Genomic DNA, 12,926 nt, shown 5'->3' with positions numbered 1-12,926 from the left:
TTTTAATTAACGACCTCAGGCTCTTTTTTCCGAATGAGCCATAAACCGATGAAAGTAAGTAGTCCGTTCAATGGTAATAGTTCATACCCAAATACATACCCACCCATATAGGTGCTAGGTGTCTTGGCTAAGATCAAGATAATGGAAACAGAGATAAGAGCAACTATCCAAACATAGTTATCCCTTACTTTATGTTTTGTGAATATTCCAAATGAAAATAATCCTAATAAGGGACCATAGGTGTAGGAGGCTACGGTAAGAAGTCCATCGATCACATTTCGATCCAAAATATATTTAAAGGAAATAACCACAACAATCAACAATAAGCTCATCGATACGTGGGTGATCCTACGTATTTTTTTCGCTTGCTTTTGGGGTTTCTTTTCAGTATTCAGAAAATCGACACAGAACGATGTTGTCAATGAAGTCAAGGCACTATCGGCACTACTATAGGCTGCGGCTATCAACCCGAGCATAAAGGTTATCGCAACGGTAATGCCTAATCCACTATTCAACGCTATTTCAGGAAATAGCAGGTCCGATTTTGGGGCTCCATCCATCAACGGTAAAGCTATTTGATGGGCATCGGCATAAATGAACAATAGTGCCCCGAGAAGCATGAATACAAAAGTGACGACAACTAAAACTATACTGAAGCTCACCATGTTTTTTTGTGCTTCCCCTAAATTTCTACAGGTGAGGTTTTTTTGCATCATATCTTGATCCAAACCTGTCATGCAAATGGTAATGAACATTCCGCCTATAAAGGATTTGACCAAATGGTTTTTAGAGAAAAAGTCATCGGTAAATATGGTTTTGCTGTAGTGCTTCAATTCGGGGGAATTTAAAAATTCCATAAACGTCCAATCCATCTTATCCAAAATAAAATAGATGGATAATCCAACGGATACAAGCATGAATAGGGTCTGTAAGGTGTCTGTCCAAACGATGGTTTTTATACCTCCTTTAAAAGTATAGATCCAAATCAATAAAATAGAAAGGATTACGGTGATTTCAAAAGGTACGTTCCAAGCGTCGAATACAAATTGTTGTAAAACAATTGCGACTAAAAATAACCGAAACGCCGCTCCAAGTACTCGTGAAACAAAGAAGGAAATAGCACCGACCTTATAACTTACAAAACCGAACCGTTCATCTAGATATTCATAAATTGATGTTACATTTTGTTTGTAGTAAATTGGTAAGAGTACGAAAGCGGTAACAAGGTAGCCCAAGAAGTATCCGAAAACCACCTGCATATAGCTGAACTGTGATGTATCGACCCAACCTGGTACCGATATAAAGGTTACTCCAGATAGTGATGCCCCTACCATTCCGAAAGCAACTAAATACCAAGGAGATTGTTTGCCCGCCTTAAAAAAATCTTCATTGGTGTCGTTCTTGCCTGTGAAATAGGAGATGATCAATAGTAATACGAAATAGCCAGAGATTAATAGTAAAATATGCGAAGGGGTCATGAAGATGAATTTTCGGCCAAATTACGAAAAGTTACAGGATGCATATTGTAAAGAATGAAAACCATAGGTTATTATAATTATGATTTCAGGAGTATTTAAGCTCTTCATCTTTTTTGAATAGCCTATTTTTTGATACCTTATCCCATTCTAATTTAAAAACACAAATTATGAAACAGGTTTATGCATGGAGTGGGAAATCTATAGGTAGATTAGTACTCATGATGCTGATGACCAACTTGTCCTATGGTCAAGAGGGATTAGTCGTTGAAAAAAAAGTAGTAAAGGAACTTGATAAATTGATGAAGCAAAAAAGTATAAAAGAAGCTTTTTCTTATATCGATTTATTAGAGGAATATACCAATAATAACCTGATTGAACTAAACGAAATAGAAGCTCCACCATTTTTAGAAAAAAATAGGGCTACGGCTTATCGGCAAATGTTTAAAGAAGCAGGGGCTGATAACGTTTGGATTGATGAGTTGGGTAACGTAGTGGCCGTTAGAAAAGGAGTGGATGGTAATAAAGTAATCGCTTTGGATGCGCATTTAGATACCGTTTTTCCAGAGGGGACCAATGTTGCCGTTAAAAAAAAGGGAGATACGTTATATGCACCCGGTATTGGGGATGATACAAGGGGTTTGGCCATGTTATTGACCATCTTTAAAACAATGCACCAAAAGAATATAAAGACGAATGCAGATGTTTGGTTTGTGGGATCTGTTGGCGAGGAAGGTTTGGGGGATTTAAGGGGCGTTAAATATCTTTTTAGGCAAGGTGCCCCAAAAATTGATGCTTGGATATCTATAGATGGTGGAGAAATTGGACGGGTGAATAATGCCGGTTTAGGGTCGGTCAGGTATAAGGCTATATTTACGGGAAAAGGGGGTCATTCATGGGGTTCTTTTGGTTTGGCCAATCCGCATCATGCCTTGGGATATGCTATAAAGGAGTTTTCTGAGAATGCTAAAAAATATACTGATGAGGGACCCAAGACAAGCTTTAATATTGGCAGGATTGGTGGCGGAACTTCGGTGAATTCCATTCCGTTCGAGTCTTGGATGGAAGTGGATATGCGGGCGGTGGATAAAAAAAGATTGGTTGAAATTGATAATATCTTTAAAAAATCGATGAAAACTGCTTTAGATGCTTATAATGGTTCTGGTATTAAAGATCGAATTGAGCTGGAATTAATCAAAATTGGTGATAGACCATCGGGAGAACTTACTTCGGATACTCCTTTGGTACAACGAGCTATTGGTGCAACGCAATTGTTTGGGTATGAACCAAGTCTTACAAGGGGTTCCACCAATAGCAATATTCCTATTTCCATGGGAATACCCGCAGTAACGATTGGTCGCGGGGGTAAAGGCGGCGGTGCTCATTCCTTGAATGAATGGTGGCTCAATACGAACGGTGCGGAAGCCATAAAATTGGCCTTACTGCTGATAGTTGCCGAGGCGGGTTATTCCAAGTGAAGCGAACGGAAAGGTATCCCATCCATTACTCCAAATATATCATATAAACTGGACTAATATATTTAGGAGGTATTCATATAGGATTTCTTTTTGAAAAGATATTTGTATTGTGTCTTCGGCATAATTTTCAACTTTAATCGTAAATTTAGGCCCATTAAAGCCTATGGAATTTTCATCTAAATTATTGGAAAATGCAGTATATGAGGTTTCACAATTACCTGGAATAGGTAAGCGCACAGCCTTGCGTTTGGTATTGTACTTACTGAAACAACCTGAACAGCGTACTGAAAATCTTTCTACCTCCTTAATTGATTTAAGGGGTAAGATACAGTTCTGTGAGAATTGTCATAATATTTCAGATAGTATTGTGTGTGAAATCTGTGCCAATCCTAAAAGGGATGATGCTATAGTTTGTGTTGTTGAAGATATTCGTGATGTGATGGCAATCGAGAACACGGGACAGTTTAGAGGAAAATATCATGTATTGGGAGGTAAGATTTCCCCAATGGAGGGTGTTGGTCCACAGAATCTCAAAATCGGTTCGTTGGTAGAGAAGGTGAAAAAAGGAGTCATAAAGGAACTTATCTTCGCGTTAAGTTCAACGATGGAAGGTGATACGACCAATTTCTACATTTTTAGACAGATTGAAGGATTAAATGTGAAGACATCAACCATTGCAAGAGGAATAGCTGTGGGAGATGAATTGGAATATGCAGATGAAGTCACGCTAGGGAGAAGTATTTTAAACCGAGTGCCCTTCGAGGGTTCATTACGACAGGATTAGTTTTTTTGAATGCGAGAACAAAATCATTTATTAGGCATTAATTTTATTATTTTCGCAAAAAATACATACACTAGAAGCAATAAATTATCGATATGTCAAAATTTGAATTGAAACTACCCCGTATGGGAGAAAGTGTTGCAGAAGCAACCTTGACATCTTGGTTGAAAGAGGTGGGCGATACTATTGAGATGGACGAGGCCATTTTTGAAATCGCTACCGATAAGGTGGATAGCGAAGTGCCAAGTGAGGTGGATGGAATCCTAATAGAAAAGCGTTTCAAAGTAGATGATATCGTAAAAGTGGGCCAAGTCGTGGCTGTTATTGAAATTCAAGGAGAAGCTGACGAACCCGCCGATGAACAGCAAGTGACCCAAGCTGAGGAGGAGGTAGCGGATAAAATGGTTACAGAGGTTGAATCTACCGTTACCAAAGCGAAAGAAACAGCAGAGACTCCTAATTTGGTTATAGGCGATACCGAACGTTTTTATTCACCTTTGGTGAAGAATATTGCCAAGGAAGAAGGAATTTCTTTTCAGCAATTAGAATCCATAAAAGGTACCGGAAAAGATGGAAGGGTCACTAAGGATGATATCCTAAGCTTTGTTAAGAACGGAGCTACCACCCCTCAGGAAGCAGCTACACCGACTCAGGTTCAAAAAGTGGCACAGAAGTCTTTTGTTTCAGAGCCTATAGTGCAAAGTGAAAAGACAGGTGAGCAATCGGTTTCAGCTAAAGCACAAGTTTCAGGTGGTGATGAAGTGATTTCAATGTCAAGAATGGGCAAACTCATTGCCAAACACATGACGGAGAGCGTTTCAACATCTGCCCACGTACAAAGTTTTATTGAGGTTGACGTAACCAACATCGTAAACTGGCGTAACAAAATGAAGGATGCCTTTGCAAAACGCGAAGGAGAGAAATTGACCTTTACCCCAATATTTATGGAAGCGGTCGCCAAGGCTTTAAAGAAATATCCGATGATGAATATTTCGGTTGATGGTGAAACCGTCATTAAAAAGAAAAATATAAATATTGGTATGGCCGCCGCCTTGCCCGATGGAAATCTCATCGTTCCTGTCATAAAAAATGCAGATCAATTGAATTTGGTTGGCATGGCGAAAGTGGTTAATGATCTTGCCGAACGTTCTAGAAATAATGCCCTAAAACCAGACGAGGTGCAGGGTGGTACATACACCGTTACCAATGTTGGTACTTTTGGTAGTGTTTTCGGTACCCCCATCATTAATCAACCACAAGTAGGTATATTGGCACTAGGGGCTATTCGAAAAATTCCTTCAGTAATTGAAACTCCCGAAGGTGATTTCATTGGCATCCGTAGTAAAATGTATTTATCGCACAGTTATGACCATAGGGTGGTGAACGGGGCCTTGGGCAGTATGTTCGCTAAAGCTATAGCAGATTATTTGGAAGCTTGGGACGTAAATAGGGAGATTTAAGAAACTAAGCGATTTTATATTCGATAATTTTAGACGGCAATTTTTACTACCGGCTGACTAACCCCTATCTTTGAAATAAATTATATAATGGAATTAAAGCTTACCAGACCTATTTGTTTTTTTGATTTGGAAACTACCGGTGTTAATGTGGCAAAGGATCGAATTGTTGAAATTGCAATTCTTAAGGTATTTCCAAATGGAAATAAGGAAAGTAAGACGTGGTTGGTAAACCCAGAAATGGAAATACCTGAAGAAGTCATTGCGGTGCACGGCATCACGAATGAAAAAGTGGCTAACGAACCTACGTTTAAAGAGCTTTCTAAAGAAATTTACAAATTGATAAAGGATAGTGATTTGGGCGGATTTAATTCCGATAGATTTGATATTCCCCTGTTGGCCGAAGAGCTTTTGCGTGCCGGGATCGATTTTGACATGAAGAACACGGTATCCGTCGATGTACAGACCATATTCCATAAAATGGAGAAACGTACCTTAGAGGCTGCCTATAAATTTTACTGCGATAAAGATTTGACCGATGCCCATAGTGCCGCAGCTGATACCAATGCCACCTACGAAGTGTTGCTGTCGCAATTGGACCGTTATCCTGATTTGGAAAACAATATCAAAAAACTTTCTGAGTTTTCAAGAAGAAAACAGTCGGTAGATTTTGCTGGTTTTATAGCAATGGATGAAGACGAAGAAGAAGTATTCGCTTTCGGTAAACATAAAGGGAAAAAGGTGCATGATGTATTGGAAGAGGAGCCGGGTTATTTTGGTTGGATGTTGAATGCAGACTTCCCCTTGTACACAAAAAAAATACTTACCCAGATAAAATTGAGCAAGCTCAACAATAAGTTAAGTTGAATCTTAGAGTAGTGTAAAATGAAAATCATTTGCATAGGCAGAAACTACGCTGCGCATATTGCGGAACTTCAAAATGAAAGGCCTGAGGAACCTGTAATTTTTATAAAACCAGATTCGTCCGTATTACCAAAACAACAAGATTTTTACATTCCAGACTTTTCGAACGATATCCATTACGAAGTTGAGGTCTTGGTGAAAATCAAAAAAGTGGGTAAACATATTTCAGAAGAGTTTGCATCTACCTATTATGACGAAATTGGTTTGGGAATCGATTTTACGGCAAGGGATCTACAATCAAAATTAAAGGAAAAGGGACTGCCTTGGGAAAAGGCAAAAGGATTTGATGGGGCTGCCGTGATCGGCGATTGGCTTCCAAAAACACTTTTTGAGGATGTTAACGATCTCAATTTTAAATTGCTAAAGAATAGTGAAATAGTGCAGCAAGGCAACACTAATTTAATGCTTTGGAAGATTGATGAAATAATAGCCTATGTCTCGACCTTTTTTATGTTAAAAAAAGGAGATATAGTTTTTACAGGAACTCCTGCGGGTGTTGGGAAAGTAAGTGCAAATGATTACCTTTCGGGTCATTTGGAAAACAAGGAGCTGTTCACCGTAAAAATTAAGTAATGATTTATAACCTGGATAAGATTAATGAAATGGCGGAAGGAGATCAGGATTTTATAAATTCTGTGATTTCCGTTTTTTTAGAGGAGGTACCTGAAGATTTGGGAGCTTTGGAACAAGCGCTTCTTGCGAAGGACCATGATCAAGTATATAAATTGGCCCATAAAATTAAACCCAATGTAGATTTGCTAGGAATGGAGCAAACCCGCGCCATTGCCTTAGAAATAGAAACTTTGGGAAAACAGGAGGCCAATATGGAAGAGATTCAAAAAAGATTCCCCATCCTGAAAACGGATATCAATCAAGTGGTGTCCGAATTGAAAAAAGACTTTCACCTATAATGCTTGCAGAGATCATAACGATTGGCGATGAGATTCTCATTGGTCAAATTGTTGACACCAATTCTGCTTTCATAGCAAAAGAACTTAACAAAATTGGAATATCGGTCTATCAGATAACTTCTGTACAAGATGATCGTGAGCATATTTTAAATGCTTTTGCAGATGCCGCCAAACGTGTAAGTATTGTTTTGGTTACCGGCGGCCTTGGTCCAACAAAGGATGATATCACTAAGCATACGTTCTGCGAATTTTTCAATGATACATTGGTGGAAAATGAATCGGTTTTGGCACATGTTGAACATCTTTTTGCAAAATATATCACGGCAACTCCGATTTCAGATCTTAATAGAAGACAGGCATTGGTTCCAAGTAGGGCAGAGGTCCTTCATAATGCCAATGGTACGGCACCAGGTATGTGGATGCATGAAAATGGTGTAACGTTTATCTCTATGCCGGGTGTTCCGTTTGAAATGATGCATTTAATGACAGAAATCGTTATTCCAAAACTGTCCTCATTTTATCGGCGCCCACATATTATTCATAGAACTATAGTCACTTATGGACTTGGGGAGAGTTCCCTTGCGCAACGTCTTGAGTCTTGGGAAGACGCTTTGCCCTCCTTTATTAAACTTGCCTACCTGCCGAATTTAGGAAAAGTGAGATTGCGTCTAACAGGTAAAGGTCCTGATTATGATGCTCTGGCAGAAGCAATTGAAGCGGAATGTCAAAAATTGTATCCGTTGATAAAGGATATCATGTATGGTATTGAAGATGATCAAAGCTTAGAAGAGATAGTTGCTAAATTGCTCACTGAAAAAAAATTGACACTTTCCACCGCGGAAAGTTTTACGGGAGGCAAGATTGCAGAAAGTATTACGGCGATCCCAGGTGCTTCCCAATACTTTAAAGGCAGCGTAGTGAGTTATGCCACGGAAGCGAAAATAAACGTTCTGGGTGTTCCTGAACAGATGGTGAACGAACATTCTGTGGTAAGTGCAGAAGTTGCTTCCGCGATGGCAAAAGGGGTGCGGAATTTACTAAAAACCGATTTTGCGATTGCCACCACAGGGAACGCAGGCCCTACCAAAGGAGATTCAGACGCCGAGGTAGGAACCGTATTCATTGCCATTGAAGGCCCAAAGTCAAGTTTGGCCAAAGAATTTCAAATGGGAAACAATAGAGAACGGATTGTTCAAAAGTCTGTAAATAAGGCATTTGAATTACTTCAAAAAGAAATTTTAAAAATGTGAAGTATATTGTTGTTCATGCGATAAAAAAGATATAAATTTGCACCCTGTTTAAAAGAAAAAGTCAGCACGATGTCAAAAGTTTGTGAAATTACGGGAAAGAAGGCGATGTTCGGAAACAATGTTTCGTTCTCCATCAATAAGACGAGAAGAAGATTTGATGTTAATTTATCAAAGAAACGTTTTTACATTCCAGAAGAGGACCGTTGGATTACGCTTAAAGTTTCTACTAGAGCTTTAAAGAGTATCAATAAAAAAGGTATATCTGCTGTTTTAAAAGAAGCAAAAGCAAAAGGATTAGTTATTAAGTAATCTGGAAAATAGAGCGTAAGATGGCAAAGAAAGGCAATAGAATACAAGTGATATTAGAGTGCACCGAGCATAAGGAGTCTGGTCAACCAGGAACTTCTAGATATATTACAACGAAAAATAAAAAGAACACTCCTGAGCGATTGGAAATTAAGAAATTCAATCCTATCCTTAAGAGAATGACCGTTCATAAAGAAATTAAATAGATTTTCGTTTCACGAAAACCATAAAGATATAAGTCATGGCAAAGAAGACCGTAGCAAGTTTACAGACAAGTTCAAAAAGATTGACAAAAGCGATAAAAATGGTAAAGTCACCTAAATCTGGTGCTTATGTTTTTATAGAGCAGGTAATGGCACCAGAAATGGTAGATGCTTGGATTGCCAAGAAATAAGAGATTTAACTTTAATAGTTTATTGAGCCCCTTTCTTACGAAAGGGGCTTTTTAATTTTTATATTTGATTAACTTATAGCATTTACGATGAGCTTATTTAAAAAGATATTTTCGACACAGAAAAAAGAAACCTTGGATAAAGGTTTGGAAAAAACCAAAACCAATTTTTTTTCCAAATTAGGCAAAGCGGTCGCTGGTAAGTCAAAAGTTGATGATGATGTACTCGATAACCTAGAAGAGGTTTTGGTCTCTTCAGATGTTGGTGTTGATACGACATTGAAAATTATTGACAGAATTGAAGCCCGGGTTGCTCGTGACAAATATGTGGGTACAGATGAGTTGAATACCATCCTTAGGGAAGAAATAGCGGGTCTTTTATCAGAAACCAATCTAAACGACCATACCGAACTTCAAATACCTTCGGGTAAAAAACCATATGTCATTATGGTGGTGGGAGTTAATGGCGTAGGTAAAACCACGACAATAGGGAAACTGGCCTATAAGTTTAAAAAGCAAGGTTTAAACGTGGTGTTGGGTGCTGCCGATACCTTTAGGGCGGCTGCGATCGATCAATTGCAAGTGTGGGCGGATCGTGTAGATGTGCCGATCGTAAAGCAGCAAATGGGAAGTGATCCGGCCTCTGTGGCATTTGATACCTTGAGCTCCGCGGTCAAGCAAGATGCAGATGTGGTCATCATAGATACGGCAGGGCGGTTGCATAATAAGGTAAACTTAATGAACGAGTTGACCAAGGTAAAACGGGTCATGCAGAAAGTGGTTGCCGATACACCTCATGAGGTTTTATTGGTTTTAGATGGTTCTACAGGTCAGAATGCGTTCGAGCAGGCTAAGCAGTTTACAAAGGCTACCGAGGTATCGGCATTGGCCATAACGAAATTGGACGGCACTGCAAAAGGCGGTGTGGTCATTGGAATTTCAGACCAGTTTAAAATTCCGGTAAAGTATATCGGTGTAGGTGAGGGTATCGAAGATTTACAGGTATTCAATAAATATGAATTCGTAGATTCTTTCTTTAAAATTTAAAACTACCAAAATAAGACGCACTATTAAGATTCTTCTATTCTCCTAGGGGGTCTTAATGATTTATTCGAAATCACGTCAAATTTGCCAAGGCAAAATAAGAAGCGATGCTTTTTAGGGCTATTGTTAACTGGTAAAACCTTCTGTCTAAGGGTTGTTTTAATTGGTCATCTATCAGAATCAAAATCTTGGGTTCGATTTAATTAATTTGCTATAATCGCTTTAAATACTGATTTTTATAAACAGTTCGGGTTATTTCCCAAAGTAACTTTTACCTTAGATTTCTTGATGAAAATTATTTTTGAGACCAAAAAAAAAATGAATAAAGGATAATTGAACGTTATGAAAAAGTATTTAGGAGTACTGATCATTATTTTAGTTTTTTCCTGTAAGGATAAACAAGTCCCTGAAAAGGATGAAGTGGTTCTGTGGACGTCTTATAATGATTCTGCCGAAGTAGCGGCAAATGCAGATCATGAAATAGAGCGAATGCGGTATAAACTGATCCAGTCCAAGGTGCTGGATAAAAATGAGGTTTTTAGGCCTTTATATGCTGAGGTTTCCAAACTAAGTGAGGCGGATTATCAAGCTATAGCACCCATGATTTTAGAACAGGATATTTTGACCATCCGTAATCATATTCAAGAAGACCGGTTGACCTATGAAAACTTGGTCTTGTTTTACTTATATCGTATTTATAAATATGAATTGGATAATGGTACAACCTTGAATACGGTTATTGCACTGAATGAAGATGTAGTTGCAGCGGCAAGAAAATTAGACGAATTGAAAAAAATAGGGACCGTTGCCGAAATGCAACACCCTATTTTTGGGATGCCGATTTTATTAAAAGATAACATCAATACATTTGGAATGAACACTACGGCTGGATCCATTGCCTTAATGGAGAATGAAGTAAATGATTCATTTATTGTAAAGGAGTTAAAAAAGAATGGTGCGCTAATATTGGGAAAGGTCAATTTAAGTGAATGGGCCTATTATTTATGTTCAGGTTGTCCTGTCGGGTATAGTGCCTACGGTGGCCAGACCTTGAATCCATATGGGCGCAGGGTTTTTGAAACAGGTGGCTCCAGTTCTGGCAGTGGTACTGCGGTAGCAGCTAATTATGCGGTTGCCGCTGTGGGAACTGAAACTTCCGGCTCAATTTTGTCTCCAAGTAGCCAAAACTCTGTTGTTGGTCTAAAACCGACCGTAGGTTTGTTGAGCCGTTCAGGGATCATTCCTATTTCCAGCACGTTGGATACGCCTGGCCCAATGACCAAAAATGTTTCTGATAATGCAATTTTACTTTCAGCAATGTTAGGAAAAGATGAAAATGATTCCATGTCCGTAGAACCAATTTCCGGTATATTAGAAGCTCCATTAAATCCTAAACCGATAGCAGAAATGAGGTTGGGAGCCATTGCAAATTTAATCGAGACCGACTCGATCTATAAAGCTACCGTCGCTCAATTGGAAAATTTGGGAGCGAAAATAATAACCTTTACTCCACCCGAAGTTTCTATGGAAGGCTTTTTGAGTATCTTGAATTTGGATATGCGCGAAGATTTACCAAAATATATCAAAGCGTATAGTGACAGTTCAAAGGTGAAAATAAAATCTGTGTCCGATGTGGTAGATTTCAACAGTATAGATTCATTGGTGAGAATTCCATATGGGCAAGCATTGTTCGAAGGAATTCTTGCAGATAGTACTTCAGCTGATGAATTAGTTCAAGTTAAATCAGATTTAGAAGCGAATGGAAGAAAGTTTTTTGATGAAGCAATGGATATAAACAAATTGGATGCGGTTTTATCCATCAATAATTATCACGCAGGGTATGCCGCTGTGGCAAAATATCCTGCCTTAACAGTTCCAATGGGGTATAAATCTACGGGAGAACCTATCAGCCTTACATTCATAGGAAAGCAGTTTACCGAAGCTCAGTTATTACGATTAGGTGCCGCTTTTGAAAAGGAGTTCCAGATAAGGATAATGCCCAAAGGTTACGAAAAATGAATCGCTACATTACTTCATGAAAAGAAGAAAATTTCTCAAACGATCTTTTAAATGGTTTGTGGGCATAGGTGTATTAACAGGTTTGTACAGTTGGCAGATAGAACCTTTTTGGTTGGAGTTTGTACATAAAAAAATGCCGATTAGGAATTTGCCACCACAACTGGTCGGTAAAACCTTAATGCAAATCAGTGATATACATGTCGGTAATGCATTTGACTACGCTTACATCATTGAGTCGTTCAAGAAGGCCCAAGAATTCAATCCAGATTTTGTGGTTTATACGGGAGATTATGTGAGCTATGAAACCGATGAACAATTGGGGCAGTTAAAGGAGGTCTTGAACTATGTGGTCAAAGGTAGCTTGGGTACAATCGGCATTTTAGGAAACCATGATTATGGTATTGACTATGAAGAAGAACGTGTTGCGCAACATATTACAGAATTACTGGAAAGTGCAGGGGTATCGATTTTAAGAAATAATTCTTTGGAAGTTAACGGAATCAATTTTCTAGGGATAGATGATTTGTGGGGACTTAATTTTTGTCCTGAAAAAGCAATGAAAAAGTATGAACCTTCAAAAGCGAACATTGTACTTTGCCACAATCCTGATGTATGTGATCTACCTATTTGGAATAATTATAAAGGATGGATTCTTGCAGGGCATACACACGGGGGTCAAGTAAAACCACCCTTTTTACCACCACCGCTTTTACCAGTGAAAAATAGAAAATATACAGCCGGTGAAATTAGCTTGGAGGATGATAGAACACTCTATATTAATCGCGCATTGGGCTGTTTGTTACAAGTACGTTTTAATGTGCGACCAGAAATCACCCTTTTTGAATTAACACAAGAGGTATAAAGATAAAGAACATATGTCCGTAAATTAT

The 12,926-nt window shown here is 38.6% G+C and carries 14 protein-coding genes; 13 read left to right on the top strand and 1 reads right to left on the bottom strand.

Features of this window, described 5'->3' with window-relative positions; translation table 11 throughout:
* Positions 1–2: 2 nt before the first annotated feature.
* Positions 3–1,478 carry a sodium:solute symporter gene (locus tag ACNR9Q_RS15980; protein WP_419212226.1) on the bottom strand — a complete coding sequence of 492 codons (1,476 nt, stop codon included), beginning with the start codon at positions 1,476–1,478 and terminating at the stop codon, positions 3–5.
* A gap of 167 nt (positions 1,479–1,645) precedes the next feature.
* Here ACNR9Q_RS15980 and ACNR9Q_RS15975 point away from each other — a divergent pair, with 167 nt between their 5' ends.
* The 13 genes from ACNR9Q_RS15975 to ACNR9Q_RS15915 all read left to right on the top strand — a co-directional run bounded on the left by ACNR9Q_RS15975 (position 1,646) and on the right by ACNR9Q_RS15915 (position 12,898).
* Positions 1,646–2,953 (top strand): M20/M25/M40 family metallo-hydrolase, encoded by a 1,308-nt coding sequence (locus tag ACNR9Q_RS15975; protein ID WP_419212225.1) that lies wholly within the window; start codon positions 1,646–1,648, stop codon positions 2,951–2,953.
* A gap of 163 nt (positions 2,954–3,116) precedes the next feature.
* On the top strand, positions 3,117–3,737 hold the full coding sequence (gene recR, locus ACNR9Q_RS15970; protein WP_419212224.1) for a recombination mediator RecR: 621 nt from the start codon (positions 3,117–3,119) through the stop codon (positions 3,735–3,737).
* 92 nt (positions 3,738–3,829) lie between these two features.
* On the top strand, positions 3,830–5,194 hold the full coding sequence (locus tag ACNR9Q_RS15965) for a dihydrolipoamide acetyltransferase family protein (RefSeq protein WP_419212223.1): 1,365 nt from the start codon (positions 3,830–3,832) through the stop codon (positions 5,192–5,194).
* Between the two features lie 87 nt (positions 5,195–5,281).
* Complete coding sequence (locus ACNR9Q_RS15960) at positions 5,282–6,058, top strand: exonuclease domain-containing protein (RefSeq protein ID WP_419212222.1); 777 nt, start codon at positions 5,282–5,284, stop codon at positions 6,056–6,058.
* Positions 6,059–6,076: 18 nt separating this feature from the next.
* Positions 6,077–6,688 (top strand): fumarylacetoacetate hydrolase family protein, encoded by a 612-nt coding sequence (locus ACNR9Q_RS15955; RefSeq protein WP_419212221.1) that lies wholly within the window; start codon positions 6,077–6,079, stop codon positions 6,686–6,688.
* Positions 6,688–7,026: an Hpt domain-containing protein gene (locus ACNR9Q_RS15950; protein ID WP_419212220.1), complete on the top strand. Its 339-nt coding sequence runs from the start codon at positions 6,688–6,690 to the stop codon at positions 7,024–7,026. Before ACNR9Q_RS15955 ends, ACNR9Q_RS15950 begins: the two co-directional genes overlap by 1 nt.
* On the top strand, positions 7,026–8,276 hold the full coding sequence (locus tag ACNR9Q_RS15945; RefSeq protein WP_419212219.1) for a competence/damage-inducible protein A: 1,251 nt from the start codon (positions 7,026–7,028) through the stop codon (positions 8,274–8,276). The genes ACNR9Q_RS15950 and ACNR9Q_RS15945 overlap by 1 nt, the downstream gene beginning before the upstream one ends.
* Before the next feature lie 69 nt (positions 8,277–8,345).
* On the top strand, positions 8,346–8,585 hold the full coding sequence (gene rpmB / locus ACNR9Q_RS15940; protein ID WP_079512565.1) for a 50S ribosomal protein L28: 240 nt from the start codon (positions 8,346–8,348) through the stop codon (positions 8,583–8,585).
* A gap of 20 nt (positions 8,586–8,605) precedes the next feature.
* On the top strand, positions 8,606–8,788 hold the full coding sequence (rpmG, locus tag ACNR9Q_RS15935; protein ID WP_058105695.1) for a 50S ribosomal protein L33: 183 nt from the start codon (positions 8,606–8,608) through the stop codon (positions 8,786–8,788).
* Between the two features lie 35 nt (positions 8,789–8,823).
* Positions 8,824–8,976, top strand: a complete 153-nt coding sequence (locus ACNR9Q_RS15930) for a DUF4295 domain-containing protein (protein WP_419212218.1) — start codon at positions 8,824–8,826, stop codon at positions 8,974–8,976.
* A gap of 87 nt (positions 8,977–9,063) precedes the next feature.
* A complete protein-coding gene (gene ftsY / locus ACNR9Q_RS15925) occupies positions 9,064–10,020 on the top strand; it encodes a signal recognition particle-docking protein FtsY (RefSeq protein WP_419212217.1) in 957 nt (318 codons plus the stop codon).
* Between the two features lie 339 nt (positions 10,021–10,359).
* Positions 10,360–12,036 carry an amidase family protein gene (locus tag ACNR9Q_RS15920; RefSeq protein WP_419212216.1) on the top strand — a complete coding sequence of 559 codons (1,677 nt, stop codon included), beginning with the start codon at positions 10,360–10,362 and terminating at the stop codon, positions 12,034–12,036.
* A gap of 16 nt (positions 12,037–12,052) precedes the next feature.
* Positions 12,053–12,898, top strand: coding sequence for a metallophosphoesterase (locus tag ACNR9Q_RS15915; protein ID WP_419212215.1), 846 nt, complete (start codon positions 12,053–12,055; stop codon positions 12,896–12,898).
* The last annotated feature ends 28 nt before the right edge of the window (positions 12,899–12,926 follow it).

The sequence above is a fragment of the Maribacter sp. X9 genome, assembly GCF_048537565.1.
Classification (GTDB): domain Bacteria; phylum Bacteroidota; class Bacteroidia; order Flavobacteriales; family Flavobacteriaceae; genus Maribacter.
The sequence above is the reverse complement of the archived record's forward strand: the minus strand, read 5'-3'. Positions and strand labels throughout refer to the sequence as shown.

Bases quoted from the DNA above. Each gene is read 5' to 3' on its own strand.
- ACNR9Q_RS15945 (WP_419212219.1), top strand. From the start codon at position 7,026: ATGCTTGCAGAGATCATAACGATTGGCGATGAGATTCTCATTGGTCAA.
- rpmB (WP_079512565.1), top strand. From the start codon at position 8,346: ATGTCAAAAGTTTGTGAAATTACGGGAAAGAAGGCGATGTTCGGAAAC.
- ACNR9Q_RS15930 (WP_419212218.1), top strand. From the start codon at position 8,824: ATGGCAAAGAAGACCGTAGCAAGTTTACAGACAAGTTCAAAAAGATTG.
- ACNR9Q_RS15965 (WP_419212223.1), top strand. From the start codon at position 3,830: ATGTCAAAATTTGAATTGAAACTACCCCGTATGGGAGAAAGTGTTGCA.
- rpmG (WP_058105695.1), top strand. From the start codon at position 8,606: ATGGCAAAGAAAGGCAATAGAATACAAGTGATATTAGAGTGCACCGAG.
- ftsY (WP_419212217.1), top strand. From the start codon at position 9,064: ATGAGCTTATTTAAAAAGATATTTTCGACACAGAAAAAAGAAACCTTG.
- ACNR9Q_RS15915 (WP_419212215.1), top strand. From the start codon at position 12,053: ATGAAAAGAAGAAAATTTCTCAAACGATCTTTTAAATGGTTTGTGGGC.
- ACNR9Q_RS15950 (WP_419212220.1), top strand. From the start codon at position 6,688: ATGATTTATAACCTGGATAAGATTAATGAAATGGCGGAAGGAGATCAG.
- ACNR9Q_RS15975 (WP_419212225.1), top strand. From the start codon at position 1,646: ATGAAACAGGTTTATGCATGGAGTGGGAAATCTATAGGTAGATTAGTA.
- ACNR9Q_RS15920 (WP_419212216.1), top strand. From the start codon at position 10,360: ATGAAAAAGTATTTAGGAGTACTGATCATTATTTTAGTTTTTTCCTGT.
- ACNR9Q_RS15980 (WP_419212226.1), bottom strand. From the start codon at position 1,478: ATGACCCCTTCGCATATTTTACTATTAATCTCTGGCTATTTCGTATTA.
- ACNR9Q_RS15960 (WP_419212222.1), top strand. From the start codon at position 5,282: ATGGAATTAAAGCTTACCAGACCTATTTGTTTTTTTGATTTGGAAACT.
- recR (WP_419212224.1), top strand. From the start codon at position 3,117: ATGGAATTTTCATCTAAATTATTGGAAAATGCAGTATATGAGGTTTCA.
- ACNR9Q_RS15955 (WP_419212221.1), top strand. From the start codon at position 6,077: ATGAAAATCATTTGCATAGGCAGAAACTACGCTGCGCATATTGCGGAA.